The sequence below is a fragment of the Limnohabitans sp. 2KL-51 genome, from assembly GCF_003063645.1.
Taxonomy (GTDB): Bacteria; Pseudomonadota; Gammaproteobacteria; order Burkholderiales; family Burkholderiaceae_C; genus Limnohabitans_A.
On sequence record NZ_NESJ01000007.1, the window covers coordinates 225,575 to 239,867 of the forward strand.

The 14,293-nt window shown below is 61.3% G+C and carries 12 protein-coding genes; 6 read left to right on the plus strand and 6 right to left on the minus strand.

Annotated elements, in window-relative coordinates:
- Positions 1-5 precede the first annotated feature (5 nt).
- The 3 genes from B9Z49_RS09630 to B9Z49_RS09640 are packed head-to-tail and all read right to left on the minus strand — an operon-like array spanning position 6 to position 3,545.
- On the minus strand, positions 6-926 hold the full coding sequence (locus B9Z49_RS09630; protein WP_108353215.1) for an ABC transporter permease: 921 nt from the start codon (positions 924-926) through the stop codon (positions 6-8).
- Entirely contained in the window at positions 926-1,999 is a 1,074-nt protein-coding gene (locus B9Z49_RS09635; RefSeq protein ID WP_108353216.1) for an ABC transporter permease, read from the minus strand. Before B9Z49_RS09635 ends, B9Z49_RS09630 begins: the two co-directional genes overlap by 1 nt.
- On the minus strand, positions 1,986-3,545 hold the full coding sequence (locus tag B9Z49_RS09640) for an ABC transporter ATP-binding protein (protein WP_108353217.1): 1,560 nt from the start codon (positions 3,543-3,545) through the stop codon (positions 1,986-1,988). Before B9Z49_RS09640 ends, B9Z49_RS09635 begins: the two co-directional genes overlap by 14 nt.
- Positions 3,546-3,712: 167 nt before the next feature.
- On the opposite strand from B9Z49_RS09640, the gene guaD reads away from it, so the two are divergent.
- A complete protein-coding gene (gene guaD / locus B9Z49_RS09645; protein WP_108353218.1) occupies positions 3,713-5,065 on the plus strand; it encodes a guanine deaminase in 1,353 nt (450 codons plus the stop codon).
- A gap of 13 nt (positions 5,066-5,078) precedes the next feature.
- Entirely contained in the window at positions 5,079-5,312 is a 234-nt protein-coding gene (locus B9Z49_RS09650) for an oxidoreductase-like domain-containing protein (RefSeq protein ID WP_108353219.1), read from the plus strand.
- Between the two features lie 184 nt (positions 5,313-5,496).
- On the opposite strand, the gene B9Z49_RS09655 is transcribed toward B9Z49_RS09650, so the two are convergent.
- Positions 5,497-5,823, minus strand: coding sequence for a thioredoxin family protein (locus B9Z49_RS09655; protein ID WP_108353220.1), 327 nt, complete (start codon positions 5,821-5,823; stop codon positions 5,497-5,499).
- A complete protein-coding gene (locus B9Z49_RS09660; RefSeq protein WP_108353221.1) occupies positions 5,820-6,758 on the minus strand; it encodes a LysR family transcriptional regulator in 939 nt (312 codons plus the stop codon). The genes B9Z49_RS09655 and B9Z49_RS09660 overlap by 4 nt, the downstream gene beginning before the upstream one ends.
- Positions 6,759-6,926: 168 nt before the next feature.
- Between B9Z49_RS09660 and B9Z49_RS09665 the strand changes: the two genes are divergently transcribed.
- Both B9Z49_RS09665 and B9Z49_RS09670 read left to right on the plus strand, forming a co-directional pair.
- Positions 6,927-7,724 carry an enoyl-CoA hydratase gene (locus B9Z49_RS09665; RefSeq protein ID WP_108353222.1) on the plus strand — a complete coding sequence of 266 codons (798 nt, stop codon included), beginning with the start codon at positions 6,927-6,929 and terminating at the stop codon, positions 7,722-7,724.
- A 31-nt stretch (positions 7,725-7,755) separates the two neighbouring features.
- On the plus strand, positions 7,756-8,979 hold the full coding sequence (locus B9Z49_RS09670; RefSeq protein ID WP_108353223.1) for a CaiB/BaiF CoA-transferase family protein: 1,224 nt from the start codon (positions 7,756-7,758) through the stop codon (positions 8,977-8,979).
- Positions 8,980-9,014: 35 nt separating this feature from the next.
- Here the strand turns inward: B9Z49_RS09670 and B9Z49_RS09675 are convergent, their stop codons facing one another.
- On the minus strand, positions 9,015-9,998 hold the full coding sequence (locus tag B9Z49_RS09675; RefSeq protein ID WP_158273468.1) for a tripartite tricarboxylate transporter substrate binding protein: 984 nt from the start codon (positions 9,996-9,998) through the stop codon (positions 9,015-9,017).
- A gap of 272 nt (positions 9,999-10,270) precedes the next feature.
- Here B9Z49_RS09675 and B9Z49_RS09680 point away from each other — a divergent pair, with 272 nt between their 5' ends.
- Together B9Z49_RS09680 and B9Z49_RS09685 are read left to right on the plus strand one after the other, a co-directional pair.
- On the plus strand, positions 10,271-12,427 hold the full coding sequence (locus tag B9Z49_RS09680) for an indolepyruvate ferredoxin oxidoreductase subunit alpha (RefSeq protein ID WP_108353225.1): 2,157 nt from the start codon (positions 10,271-10,273) through the stop codon (positions 12,425-12,427).
- Positions 12,428-12,450: 23 nt separating this feature from the next.
- Positions 12,451-14,025 (plus strand): indolepyruvate oxidoreductase subunit beta family protein, encoded by a 1,575-nt coding sequence (locus B9Z49_RS09685; protein ID WP_108353226.1) that lies wholly within the window; start codon positions 12,451-12,453, stop codon positions 14,023-14,025.
- Positions 14,026-14,293: the final 268 nt, after the last annotated feature.

A 14,293-nucleotide genomic window follows, 5' to 3' on the forward strand; every position in this document is an offset into this window, starting at 1 on the left:
AGCAATTATGAACCGGGATAAAAGGGCTTGCCCAGCGAGGCTGGCATGTTCACGCGAATCCATGTCGGATTGCGCGAGATCAGGGCCAGGACCACGATGGTGGCGATGTAGGGCAGCGCCGTGAGCAACTGGCTGGGCACTTGCACGCCCACCCCTTGCAAATGGAACTGCAGCATGGTCACACCACCAAACAGGTAAGCCCCAAGCAATACGCGTGCCGGACGCCAGGTGGCAAAGGTGGTCAAGGCCAGCGCAATCCAGCCCTTGCCCGCCACCATGCCTTCGACCCACAGCGGGGTGTAGATCACCGAGATGTACGCCCCGGCGAGGCCACACAGTGCGCCACCAGCCACCACCGCCGCAAGGCGAATTCGGCGTACCGGGTAGCCCAAAGCATGCGCCGAAGCTGGCGACTCACCCACGGCGCGCAGCACCAAACCGGTGCGGCTGCGGTACAGGAACCAAATCAGTGCCAACACCAGCAGCATGGCGCCGTACACCAGCGGGTGCTGTTTGAACAAAGCAGGACCCACCAGCGGAATGTCGGCCAGATAAGGCACCGCAAAATGGGGCCGGTCGGGCAATATTTCTTTCACATAGCCAATGCCCACAAAGGCCGAAAAGCCCACGCCAAACAGACTCAGCGCCAAGCCAGTGGCGTACTGGTTGGTGCCCAGCCAAATCACCAGCACCCCAAAAATGGCCGCCAGCACCGCGCCCGCGCCCATGCCCGCAGCAAAGCCCAGCCAGTCGTTGCCGGTGTGCACCACGGCCGCAAAACCGGCAATCGCCGCGCAGAGCATCAGGCCCTCAGCACCCAAGTTCACCACACCTGCTTTTTCATTGATCAGCAAACCCAAAGCGGCAATGGCCAGCACCGTACCCGCATTCAGCGTGGCTGCGATCAGCAATGCATACGACTCCATCACACGCCTCCTTTTTTGGACGCCACCCAGCGCAGACGGTAGGCCACCAGCGTGTCACACGCCAACAAACAAAACAGCAGCAAACCCTGGAACACACCCGTGATCGACTTGGGCAGGCCCAGGCGCGATTGCGCCAACTCGCCGCCGATGTAGAACATGCTCATCAGCACGGCCGACAGCACCATACCCGCCGGGTGCAAGCGCCCGACAAAGGCCACGATGATGGCGGCAAAGCCGTAGCCCGCAGGCACATAAGGCGTCAGCTGCCCGATGGGCCCAGCCACCTCCAAAGCACCCGCCAGACCCGCCGCCCCGCCTGAGGTGAGTAACGCCACCCAAAGCGCCTTGCGCGAAGAAAAGCCGGCATAGCGCGCCGCCGCCGGGGCCAGCCCGCCCACCTGCTGGGCAAAACCCGCCCGGGTGCGAAACAAGAACACCCAAAGAAAGCCCGCCCCCACCAGCGCCATCAACAAGCCCACGCTCACTCGCGAGCCGTCCATCAAACGCGGGATCTGCGTGACCGCCTCGAAGGTTTTGGACTGCGGAAAATTAAATCCGGCTGGATCTTTCCAGGGGCCATAGACTAGGTAGCTCAGCACCATGTCGGCCACATACACCAGCATCAGGCTGACCAAAATTTCGCTGGCGTTGAAGCGGTCCCGCAGCAGCGCCGTGATGCCCGCCCACAACATGCCACCCAACACACCCGCCAACAATACGGCCAACACGATCCAGCGGCCCGTGTCTTTGTCGGCCAACAGCGCCACGCCCCCGGCGCACACCGCGCCAATGACGAACTGCCCCTCGGCCCCGATGTTCCAGACGTTGGACCGAAAACACACCGACAAACCCAAAGCAATGACCAAGAGCGGCGTGGCCTTGACCATCAACTCGCCCAAGGCGTAGCTGGTTTTGATCGGCTCCCAAAAGAACATTTGCAGTCCGCGCACCGGGTCTTTGCCCAAGGCCATGAACAGCGCCACACCCAGCAGCACGGTGAGCACCAGCGCCAGCACGGGCGAGGCATAAGTCCACAGGCGCGAAGCCTGGGGACGGGGTTCAAGCCGCAGCATGTTGGGCTCCTTGTTCGGCGGGCACGGCAGAAGCGGAATCTGGCCACAAGCCGCTCATCCACTCGCCAATGCGCTCCACCGTGGCCTCAGCCCGCGCCACAGACGGCGACAAGCGCCCCTTGGCCATCACATGCAATCGGTCTGACAACTCGAACAATTCTTCCAACTCCTCACTCACCACCAGCACCGCGCATCCCGCGTCACGCAGCGCCAAAATTTCGGCGCGAATCTGCGCAGCCGCGCCCACGTCCACACCCCAAGTGGGTTGCGAGACGATGAGCAGCTTGGGAGCCGCGCTGATCTCGCGCCCCACAATGAACTTTTGCAAATTGCCGCCCGACAGCGACTGCGCTGCGGCATCCGGCCCAGAGGCCTTGACCTTGAAGCGATCGATGATGCTGCGGGCCTGTTCGGCCAGCACGCCCATGCGAACCCAACCGCCCGCGCCCACGGCCTCGCTGCGCGTGAGCAGCAGGTTTTGCGACAAGCTGAGCGAGGGCACAGCGCCCCGGCCCAAGCGCTCTTCGGGCACAAAATGCAGACCCATCTGCCTGCGTGGCACCGGCCCCAAAGCCGCCACCACTTGGCCGGACAAACTCACGCTGGCCGCGCCGCACTGCACGCCCGAGCGGGTGTCTTCCCCCGACAAGGCCCACATCAATTCCTTTTGGCCATTGCCCGACACCCCGGCCAAGCCCACCACCTCGCCCGCATGCACCTGCAGGCTGATGCCGTCCAGGTCCACGCCAAACGGGTCTTGCCGCTTGAGGCTCAGGCCCTGCACTGACAACACCACCTCGCCCGGCGCACGCGCCACATGCTGCAAAGCCGGGGGCTCGGCGCCGATCATCAAGCGGCTGAGCGAAGCGTTGGTTTCTTCTCGCGGATCGCACACGCCCGTGAGCTTGCCACCACGCAGCACGGTGCAGGCACTGCACAGCGCCCGAATCTCGTGCAACTTGTGCGAGATGTACAAAATGCTCACGCCCTGGCTGACCAGCTTGTGCAGCACCACAAAGAGTTTCTCCACCGCCTGCGGTGTCAGCACCGAAGTCGGCTCGTCCAAAATCAAAAGCTTGGGCTCGGTCAACAAGGCGCGGATGATCTCCACCCGCTGCATCTCGCCCACGCTGAGGGTGTGCACCGGGCGCTCGGGTTCCAGGTCCAAGCCGTATTCGCTGGCCTTGGCCACAATGCGCTCGGTCACTTCGGCCAGGCTCAGCGATTTGTCCAGACCCAGCCACACGTTTTCGGCCACGGTGAGCGTGTCAAACAGGCTGAAGTGCTGAAACACCATGCTGATGCCCAGCTTGCGGGCTTCTTGCGGGTTGCGGATGTTGACCGGCTGGCCGTTGAACACCACCTGGCCTTCATCGGGCTTGACCGAGCCGTAGATGATTTTCATCAGTGTGGATTTGCCCGCGCCGTTTTCGCCCAGCACGGCATGGGCCTGGCCGGGCATCACGGTCAGCGAAACGTCCTGATTGGCCACCACGCCCGGGTAGCGTTTGGTGATGCCCTGTAAAGACAAAAGGGGGGTGGTCATGTCGGATGCGATGGAGGGTCTAGATGAGTCTCTTGCAAAGTCTGTGCCTCAACCTTGGACACCCCCCTTGCAAGCCATGAGATTGCCGGACAATGTACCACTCTGAACACTTCCCTTTCCCGGGTGTTTATCCCCGTATTGCCCCCTCACTGCCCCACGATCGCCCTATGAGCTGCGCCTCCCAACTGACCGAACGCCAAGCATGGCGAGCCAGCTTGCTTTGGTTCGCCGACCCGGCCCAGCCGAATGCCAGCCACGAAGCCGACGGCCTGCTGGTGACCGACCGCGAAGCCGATGGCATCGTGCGCATCCAGGCGATAGGCCCTTACCGCGACCTCGCGCCGCACTACCCCGACCTGCCCGTGACCCACTGGCCCGGCCTGTGCATCGCGCCCGGCTTTGTCGACCTGCACATCCACTACCCGCAAACCGATGTGATCGGCTCGCCCGCCGACGGCCTGCTGCCCTGGCTGGAGCACTACACCTTTCCGCACGAAAAGCAGTTTTCAGAGCCCGCTTACGCGCACGAAGTAACGAACTTCTTTCTGGATGAGCTGATGCGCCATGGCGTGACCACCGCCCTGTGCTTTGCCACCGCCCACCCCGAATCGGTGGATGTGTTCATGGCCGAGGCGCAAAAGCGCCGTCTTCGCATGATCACCGGCAAAGTGCTGCAAGACCGCCACAGCCCCGATGGCCTGCGCGACACCGACACCGAGTTGAGCTTGCGCCAGACGGAGGACCTGATTCGCCGCTGGCATGGCGTGGACCGCCTGGGCTACGCCATCACGCCGCGCTTTGCGCCCACCAGCACACAGGCCCAACTGCACGGTGCGGGTGAGATCGCCCAGCAGTTCCCCAACGTGTGGATTCAGTCACACGCTGCCGAAAACCTCGACGAAATCCGCTGGGTGCACGAACTCTTTCCCAAGGAGCGAAGCTACCTCGATGTGTACGACCGCGCAGGGCTCTTGCGCCAGCGCTCGGTTTACGCGCACTGCATCTACCTGGATGAAACGGACCGCCACCGCATGGCCGAGGTCGGTGCGACCGCCGCCGTCAGCCCCACCAGCAACCTGTTTTTGGGGAGTGGCTTTTTTGACTACGCCGCATCGGATGCTGCAGGCATGCGCTACGGCCTGGCGAGCGACGTGGGCGGCGGCACCAGCTTCAGCCCCTTTCACACCATGCACGCGGCCTACACCATGGCCCGGCAAAGCGTGGGTCGCCCCGGCATCAGCCTCGCCCCTGAACACCTGTGGTGGCAACACACAGCGGGGGCTGCTGCTGCGCTGGATTTGGACGGCAAGGTAGGCAACCTGCTGCCCGGCTGCGAAGCTGACTTCGTGGCGCTCAACCCCCAGGCCACGCCGCTGCTGGCGCGCCGCACCGCGCAAACCGAAACACTGGCCGAATGGCTGTTTGCGATGATCGTGCTGGGCGATGAGCGGCTGATTGCGCACACCGTGGTGCAAGGGCAGCTCGTGAAGACCGACCAACAAAAACCATGCACGAGCTGATCGACAATACGGCATGACCTCGAACGAAGAGCACCTCATCATCGATCCTTACGCATCCCAGCGCGCTTCCGTGCGCCGAGGCATTGCGCAGTTTCAGGAACGCCTGCAAGCCGCAGGCCACGACTTCAGAGAGCCGCCACCCGAGCCCACCTCGTGCTGCGGGCGCGGTTGCAATGGCTGTGTGTGGGAAAGCTACGACGCGGCGCTGATGTTTTGGTACGAAGACGCTGGGGCTTTGCTGGCTTGAACTACTTGCAACGGATCGCTTTTTTGTAGGAGCCCACCCCTGTGGGCGATGGGCGTCGAACTCGCCCTGCAAGCCTTCGCCCACAGGGTGGGCTCCTACAAAGACCCATAGATCCAGATGGTCGACAAAAACATAGGCAATTCAAACTTCATCGGGCCGGATCAGTAGGTGCCACACCACCCCATCAAGACTTTGACATCGCGCTTTCAATGTCCTGCGCGGCCGCAGGCCGCACCAGACGCCCCACCTCCTGACCATCGCGCAACAGCACCATCGTGGGCCAAAGCTTGACGCGGTAGCTTCGGCCCAGTGCATGGCCCGGGCCGTCTTCGATTTTGAAGTGCTGCCACTTTGTTGGCGTGGCCAAAGCCTGCGCGATCAAGGGCTGCGCTGCGCGGCAATGGCCGCACCAGTCGGTGCCAAATTCCAGCAAAGTCAAGCCACGCAGGGCTTCTACATCGGTACGGCTGGGCGATTCGTTTTTGCTGAGGTAAGGTTTGAAATGGCTCATGCTTTGCCCTGACTCGAACTGAACAACTGCGAGACGTACTCGCGCAACCACTGCAGGCAAGGGTCTCTGTCAAAGCGCTGACTCCAGTGCATGGACACCGTGAAATCGCGCAAGGGCAAATCGGGCTCGATGATGGCCAACTCGCCCGCCTGTGCAAAGCCTTGCGCAAAATTGCGCGGCATGAGCACCGCCAGATCGCTGCTGCGCACGATGCCAGGCAGTGACAGGAAATGACTCACAGTCAGGCGCAGTCGATGTTGCCAATGCATCAGCTCCAAAATACGCAGCGTGTCAGCATGTGTGCGCACAGCAGCAAACTCGAGTTCTGCCAACAAGGCGTGTGTTGCATCGTTTGATGCACCAGCCTTTTTTTGCAACTGGCCCCATCGCTTGGCCACGGGATGGCCCTGGCGCATCAGCACCACATAGCGGTCGCTGAGCAAGGGCTGCTGCAAGGTATCGACCACCTCGGGCAAGAAACCGATCGCCAGGTCCAACTGGCCGTTGTCCAAGGCTGCCCCAATTTGGTCGTGCGGCACAGGCCTGGCTTCGAGCCGCATGCCCGGCGCCAGGCGCTGCAAGACCAGCACCAGCTCAGGTAAAAAACGCGCTTCGCCAATGTCGCTCAGGTGCACGCGCAGCACACGCTTGGACCGCTGCGGGTCAAACACCTGCGAGGCGTTCAAGGCCTCTTCGATCGTGGCCAAGGCCATTTGCACCCCTTGCGCCAACCGGTCGGCGCGCGGCGTGGGCCGCACGCCCGAGCCGTTGCGCTCAAACAGGGCATCGCCCAACATGGTCCGCAAACGCGCCAAACCCTGGCTGGCCGCCGGCTGCGACATGCCCAGTTGCTGAGCGGCCAGGCTCACGCTGCGCGTGCGCCACACCGCGTCAAACAAACGCAAAAGGTTCAGGTCCAAGTCTTTGATATTCATTTAATGCATACCGATCATGGTTGATATTTTGCACCGTTAAATCATCCGTGTGGAGGTGGCGCTTTGGCTTGGTCGGTGGCCCAACCCCTCTTGGGCGTCTGTCACACGGGTAACCTTTGCGCAAACCGTTGCGGCACATACTGGGGAAAATCCCTTTGGAGTCGCCTCATGATCCTTTTGAAAACCGACAAGATGACTGCCCACAAAGACAAGCATGTGGGCTGGATCACCTTCAACAACCCGGCCCGGCACAACGCCGTGTCACTGGAGATGTGGCAGGGACTGGCAGACATTGCATACGACTTTGCGCGCGATGACGACATACGGGTGGTGGTGGTGCAGGGGGCGGGCGACAAGGCCTTTGTGTCGGGCGCTGACATCTCGGAATTTGCCGAGCAACGTGACTCGGCGCAGGCCACCCGTCATTACGACGAAGTGGCCGAACGAGGCATGCAGGCCCTGAAAAAACTCAACAAACCCACCTTGGCCATGATTCAGGGCTATTGCATCGGCGGTGGCGTGGCCGTGGCTTTGAATTGTGACATTCGCATTGCGGCCGACAACGCACGATTTGCTGTGCCCGCAGCCAAACTGGGGCTGGGCTACGAATTCGATGGCGTGCGCAAACTGGTGGACGTGGTGGGTCCAGCATTTGCCCAGGAAATATTTTTCACCGCTCGGCAATTCAGTGCCACGGAGGCGCAAAGCATGGGCTTGATCAACCGCATGGTCCCCAAGGATGAATTGCTCAGCTTTGTGCAGCAATATGCCGACACCATTTCGGCCAATGCGCCCCTGACTGTGGCGTCCATCAAAACCATTGTGGGCGAAATTGTCAAAGACGACGCAATGCGCGACGCCGCTCTGTGCGACCGCTTGGTGTCGCAATGCTTCAACAGCGCCGACTTCACCGAAGGACGTACCGCCTTCATGGAAAAGCGCAAACCGGTGTTCACTGGCCGCTGAAACTTTATCGCTGTTTAACGAAAGCTCTCCCATGAAACTTCCATTGTCTGACCTGCGTGTCCTCGACTTGACCAATGTGTTGGCTGGCCCTTATTGCGCCATGGTGCTGGGCGACATGGGGGCCGATGTCATCAAACTAGAAAACGCCGAAAAAGGCGACACCTCTCGCCAATTTGAGCCACAAGTCAATGGCGAGTCGTATTGTTTTGCAGTACTCAACCGCAACAAAAAAAGCATCGCCCTGAACCTGAAAGACCCGGCCGGTCTCAAGATCGCCCACCAGTTGGCGGCAAAGGCCGACATCGTGATGGAAAATTTTCGCCCCGGTGTGATCAAGCGCATGGGGCTGGACTACGAGAGCATTCGCGCGCACAATCCCGGTGTGATTTACGCGTCCATGTCGGGCTTTGGCCAGACTGGGCCGTATGGCCAAAAAGGGGGCTACGACATCATTGCCCAAGGCATGTCCGGCATCATGATGATGACCGGTGAGCCCGGCGGACGTCCGGCCAAAGTGGGCATTGCCATGAACGACATTGCCAGCGGCGTCACGGCCCTGTCGGGGATTTTGGGCGCCTTGATCGGTAAATTACGCTTTGGTGAAGGCCAGTACCTAGAGACCTCTTTGCTGGAAGCGGGGCTGGCCTGGACCCCTTGGGAATTCGGGGCATTTTTTGGCTCTGGCGAAATCCCCACCGCCACAGGGACTCGGCACAGACGCTCTGCACCCTACCAAGCCTATCGCACACAAGACGGGTATGTGACCGTGGGTGCGGGCACCCAAAAAATGTGGCTGGCCTTTTGTGAAAAAGTCATTGCCCGACCCGACTGGCTTGAACGCCCGGACTACCGGACACAGGCCCTTCGGGTCAAAAACGTGGATACCCTTGAACGCGACATTGAATCGATCACCACGCAGCACACAACGGCCCACTGGGTGGCACTGCTGGATGCAGTGGGCATTCCGGGCGGCCCGGTTTTTGGTTATGAACAAACCATGAGAGACCCGCATGTCTTGGCCCGAAAAATGGTGCACGACATCGATCACCCCATCATTGGCCCGATGAAGACCTTGGGCTTGCCCATCAAATCCAGCGGTGCGTTGGGCAGCATTCGCATGCCTGCGCCTTGGTTGGGCCAACACTCGGCATCGGTGCTGGCCGAGCTTGGCTATTCAGCCCAAGACACCGAGGCTTTGTTTCAGCAAGGCGCGGTGTTTGATCAGTACCGCGACAAGGTGCGTCCCACCACCTGAGGTTCATGCGCTTGCCCAAAGCCGAACTGGCGGCCTCAGCTGTCCATGGTGATTTTGGCGCGGCGAATCACATCGCCCCACTTCACATTGTCCAGTCGCATTTGCTCGCTGATCTGGCCCAGGGGCATGCGTCCTATTTCTTCAACGCCTGTCTTGCGCAAAGCTTGAATCACCTCGGGGTCATCCATCGTGGCGCGAAAGGCAGCGCGCAAGCGGTCCAGGGCTTCAGCGGGCACACCGGCATTGGTCACAAAACAGTTCCAAGGCTTTTCATCAAAGCCTTCAAAACCTTGCTCGGCGATGGTGGGGACATCGGGCATGGTGGACGAACGCTTGCCGGTAGACACGGCCAAAGCACGGAGGCGGCCTGTTTGGATGTGCGGCATGGCCGGCCCCAGGGTTGAAACGGCCAAGTCCACCTGCCCGCCCAACAAATCGGCGATGTACTGAGCAGCCCCCTTGTAGGGCACATGGTTCATGGAAATGCCTGCACGTTGCTTGAATATCTCGGCAATCAAATGGTGCGGTGAACCCACCCCCGCACTGGCGCAATTGAGTTTATTGGGGTTGGCTTTGGCAAAGGCAATCAGTTCTTGCAGATTGCGAACAGGCACAGAAGGGTGGGCCACCAACACAAATGGCAAATCGCCCAAGTGGACCAAGGGCGTAAAGGCCTTCAGTGGGTCATAAGACACTTTGCGCATGTTGGGCACATAGGCAAAAGCGGTGCTGTCAATCAAATGCACGGTGTAGCCATCGGCGGGGGCTTTCGCGGCAGCATCTGCGCCAATGGTGGTGCTGGCACCGGGCTTGTAATCCATCACGATGGGCTGCCCCAACAATTTCTCAGCCTTGCCCGCCACAATTCGGGCCCATTGGTCGGCACCACCGCCTGCGGGATAGGGCACGATCATTTTGATCGGCTTTTCAGGAAATGGCCCGGCCCAAGCGCGGCCCATCACACCCAGCGAAGCGGCACCCAGGCCGGCCCATTGAATCCACTGTCGTCTGCTGCTCATGTCTCGACTCCTGTTGTTTGGGGGACGGCGAATGGTGGCGTCTTGCCTGCGGCTCGGCTGTAACCAAGATGACTGGCCACAGCACATGCGTTTGATGCATGAACTTTATTCAACGCATTGAATGAACTGATAGGTAATATGGTCCGCTTGTCTCTTTAGGAGCCCACCCGGTGGGCGATGGTTTTTAAGGGCTTGTGCCACGCCCATCGCCGACGGGGTGAGCTCCTACAAAAGGGAATGCCACCGAACGGCAACAACGCAAGGAGCGTGCTTTGGAAGTTTCATTTCACGAAGAAATCAAGGCCCTGCGCATGGGCGCGGGCGAGGTCTTTCACGGCGAGGGCATCCTGGCCATCACCAAAGGCCTGCTGCAGTCGGGCGTGAGCTATGTGGGCGGCTACCAGGGCGCGCCGGTCTCGCACCTGCTCGATGTCATGGTGCAGGCCAAGCCCTACATGGACGAGCTGGGTGTGCATGTGGAGGCGTGTTCCAACGAAGCGTCTGCTGCGGCCATGCTGGGTGCGTCCATCCACTACCCGATTCGCGGTGCGGTGACCTGGAAGTCGATTGTGGGCACCAACGTGGCGGCCGACGCGCTGTCCAACCTGTCGTCTCCCGGTGTGACCGGCGGCGTGCTGATCGTGGTGGGCGAGGACTACGGCGAAGGCGCCAGCGTGATCCAGGAGCGCACCCACGCCTATGCGCTCAAGTCGGGCATGTGCCTGCTGGACCCGCGCCCCGAATTGGGCCAAATGGTCAACATGGTGGAGCACGGTTTTCGGCTGTCCGAAGCGTCCAACATGCCAGTGATGATGGAGCTGCGCATCCGCGCCTGCCATGTGCGCGGCCAGTTTGTGGCCAAGGACAACCAGGCTCCCAAGTTGTCCAAAAAACACCTGATCGACGAACCGGCAGGGTTCAACTACATGAAACTGGCGCACCCGCCGGTGACCTTTGCACAAGAAAAACGCAAGATCGAGCATCGCCTGCCCGCCGCCCGCCAATACATTGCTGAACAGCGGCTGAACGAGCACTTTGAAGGCAGCACCCACCGGCACCTGGGTCTGATTGTGCAAGGTGGTTTGTACAACACGCTCATGCGCGCTTTGCAGCAGTTCGACCTGGCCGATGCCTTTGGCGTGACCAGCCTGTCGGTGCTGGTGCTGAATGTGACCTACCCGCTGGTGCCGGGTGAATTGGTGAATTTCTGCAAGGACAAATCGGCGGTGCTACTGCTCGAAGAAGGCCAGCCCGAATACATCGAGCAAGAACTGGCCCTGATGCTGCGCCGCCTCGATTTACAAACCCCGCTGCATGGCAAAGACATGCTGCCCTCGGGCGGTGAGTACACCGCCGAGGTCATGGCCCAGGGCTTGCTGAAATTTTTGGACCGTCACCAAGCCGACGCCGTGCCCGAGGCCACGCGCCAATGGCTGCACACCAATGGCGAACGCCGCCAGCAAGTGCAAGCCCTCTTGGGCAGCCCGCTGCCTGCGCGGCCACCGAGCATGTGCATTGGCTGCCCCGAACGGCCGGTGTTCTCGGCCCTGAAGTTGGCCCAGCAAGATGTCGGCCCGGTGCACATTTCAGGCGACATCGGCTGCCATGCCCTGGCTACTTTTGAGCCGTTTTCGGTGGGCCACTCCATCCTGGGCTATGGCATGAGCTTGGCCAGCCGGGCGGGTGTGTCGCCGGTCATGAAGCGGCGCGTGTTGTCGGTCATGGGCGACGGCGGTTTTTGGCACAACGGCTTGCTGACGGGCGTGCAAAGTGCGCTGTTCAACGGCGACGACGCGGTGCTGCTGATCTTCAAGAACGGCTACACCTCGGCCACCGGCACACAAGACATCATCAACACGCCCACCGACATCGCCAAAGAGCTGGCGGGCGACAAGCGCCAAAGCATGGTGCACACCAACCAGACCATCGAGTCCACCCTCAAAGGCCTGGGCGTGCAGTGGCTGCGCACGGTGCACACCTATGAAGTGAGCCACATGCAGGCGACGCTGACCGAGGCCTTCACCGCCGAGTTTCAGGGCCTGAAAGTGATCGTGGCCGAAGGCGAATGCCAGCTCGAGCGCCAGCGCCGCATCAAGCCCTGGCTGGCCTCGTTGCTGTCCAAAGGCGAACGGGTGGAACGCGTGAAATATGGCGTGGACGAAGACGTGTGCAACGGCGACCACGCTTGCATCCGCTTGTCGGGCTGCCCGACGCTCACGCTGAAAGACAACCCCGACCCGTTGAAAGTGGACCCGGTGGCCACCGTGATCGACGGCTGTGTGGGCTGCGGCCTGTGCGGTGAAAACGCCCACGCGGCAACACTGTGCCCTTCTTTTTACCGCGCCGAAGTGGTGCAAAACCCCAAGCTGCACGAGCGCCTGTGGGCACGCTGGCAAGGGCTGACCACGCGTTGGCTGCAACCCGCTTGATTCGCCCCATTCAGAGACACACCATGACCCAACCGATTTCCATTTTGTTGTGCGCCTTGGGCGGCGAAGGCGGCGGCGTACTGGCCGACTGGCTGGTCGATGTGGCGCGCCACGCGGGCTATCCGGCCCAAGCCACCTCCATCCCCGGCGTAGCGCAGCGCACCGGGGCCACCACCTATTACCTCGAAATTTACCCACAGCCCCACAGCCAACTGCAAGGCCGCTTGCCGGTGCTGGGCCTGAATCCGCTGCCTGGGCGACTGGATGCGCTGGTGTCTTCCGAGTTGATGGAAACCGCTCGGCAGATCGGCAACGGCCTAGCTTCAGTCGACCGCACGCTGGTCATCAGTGCCTCGTCGCGGGCGCTGACCACCGCCGAAAAAATGACCATGGGCGATGGCCGCCGCCCCGAAGGCCCTCTGCTCGATGTGATCGCCGCGCACAGCCAGCGCCACCATGTGATGGACATGGCCCGCATGTGCCAGGAAAGCGGCACCTTGGTCAGCGCAGTGATGTTGGGGGCGATCGCGGGCAGCGGCTTGCTGCCTTTTACACGCGAACATTACGAAACGGTGCTGGCAGGCCCAAGCAAGGCGGCGCAAGCCAGCTTGCGCGGTTTTGCGTCGGCTTTTGACTTGGTGGCGCGCCAGCGCGAGCAAGCGCAGTATGTCGAGCAGGTGATGAAGCCTGCGGCCCCTGCAACGGTGACTTCGGCCGTTTTGCCCGACGATGTCGCTGCGAAGTTTCCCGCCTTGCTGCACCCTCTGATGGGCTTGGCGCACCAGCGCTTGGTAGAGTACCAAGGCCCCGCTTATGCCCGCTTGTATGTGCAGCGGCTCGAACGTTTGCGGGATGCTGAATCCGCGTCAGCCGACGCCACCTGCCCCGTGACCGCCGAGGCCACCCGTTGGCTGGCACTGTGGATGGCCTTTGACGACATCATCCGCGTGGCCGACCTGAAAAGCCGCGCCAGCCGCTGGGACCGCGTGACGCAAGAAGTCAAAGCCAAAGAGGGCGACGTGCTTAAGGTGTACGACCACTTCAAACCCGGCGTGCCCGAGCTAGCAGCCCTGTTGCCGCAAGGCCTGGCCAACCGGCTGCTGCGCTGGGACCGCGCCCGCGTGGCGCGTGGCCAAGCACCTTGGGCCTTGCCAATCAAGGTGGCTCGCCATGCGCTGTGGGGCATGGCCAGCTTGCGCCTGCTGGCCAGCTTGCGCGTGCTGCGCCCAATGGGCAGCCGCTATCAGACCGAGCAAGCGCTGATCGAAGAATGGCTGGGCGGCATCGAAACCGCCACACGCCAGTCGCCCGCGCTGGGTCTGGAGCTGGCGCGTTGCGGCCAACTCATAAAGGGTTACGGCAGCACCAACGAACGCGGCAAGGACAACCTGCTGCACATCCTGCGGCATGTGTGTGGCCCCGCTTCCAAACTGCCTTTGCATGAGCGAGCTGCGGCGGTAGCACAGATCCGCCAAGCCGCCTTGCAAGACGAAGCGGGTCAGGCGCTAGACCTGGCCTTGCTGCAACACGGTGCTCCGGCGCGTCCTGTCAAGGAACAACCCGTGCTGTGGATGAAAAATCCGAGACTGCAAAAATGAAGGTGCCAAGCTGCTATTGATCCGGGCCGATGAATTTTGAATTGTCTAGGGTTTTACAGGCCATGTAGTTTCTTTGTCTTTTTAGGAGCCCACCCCGTGGGCAAAGGCTTGCATGGTGAGTGCCACGCCCATCGCCCACAAGGGTGGGCTCCTGGTATGGATTGACCTGTCAATAGGTGCCGGTTGTTTTTCAGCTTTCTCTCTCTGTTTCTTTTGTCTTCTCGGTCAGTGACTGTGGATCAGGGACTACGAGGCTGATTGGGCGACG

Excerpts from the sequence above, each read along its gene's own strand:
- B9Z49_RS09630 (WP_108353215.1), bottom strand. The coding sequence starts at position 926 with ATGGAGTCGTATGCATTGCTGATCGCAGCCACGCTGAATGCGGGTACG.
- B9Z49_RS09635 (WP_108353216.1), bottom strand. The coding sequence starts at position 1,999 with ATGCTGCGGCTTGAACCCCGTCCCCAGGCTTCGCGCCTGTGGACTTAT.
- B9Z49_RS09640 (WP_108353217.1), bottom strand. The coding sequence starts at position 3,545 with ATGACCACCCCCCTTTTGTCTTTACAGGGCATCACCAAACGCTACCCG.
- guaD (WP_108353218.1), top strand. The coding sequence starts at position 3,713 with ATGAGCTGCGCCTCCCAACTGACCGAACGCCAAGCATGGCGAGCCAGC.
- B9Z49_RS09650 (WP_108353219.1), top strand. The coding sequence starts at position 5,079 with ATGACCTCGAACGAAGAGCACCTCATCATCGATCCTTACGCATCCCAG.
- B9Z49_RS09655 (WP_108353220.1), bottom strand. The coding sequence starts at position 5,823 with ATGAGCCATTTCAAACCTTACCTCAGCAAAAACGAATCGCCCAGCCGT.
- B9Z49_RS09660 (WP_108353221.1), bottom strand. The coding sequence starts at position 6,758 with ATGAATATCAAAGACTTGGACCTGAACCTTTTGCGTTTGTTTGACGCG.
- B9Z49_RS09665 (WP_108353222.1), top strand. The coding sequence starts at position 6,927 with ATGATCCTTTTGAAAACCGACAAGATGACTGCCCACAAAGACAAGCAT.
- B9Z49_RS09670 (WP_108353223.1), top strand. The coding sequence starts at position 7,756 with ATGAAACTTCCATTGTCTGACCTGCGTGTCCTCGACTTGACCAATGTG.
- B9Z49_RS09675 (WP_158273468.1), bottom strand. The coding sequence starts at position 9,998 with ATGAGCAGCAGACGACAGTGGATTCAATGGGCCGGCCTGGGTGCCGCT.
- B9Z49_RS09685 (WP_108353226.1), top strand. The coding sequence starts at position 12,451 with ATGACCCAACCGATTTCCATTTTGTTGTGCGCCTTGGGCGGCGAAGGC.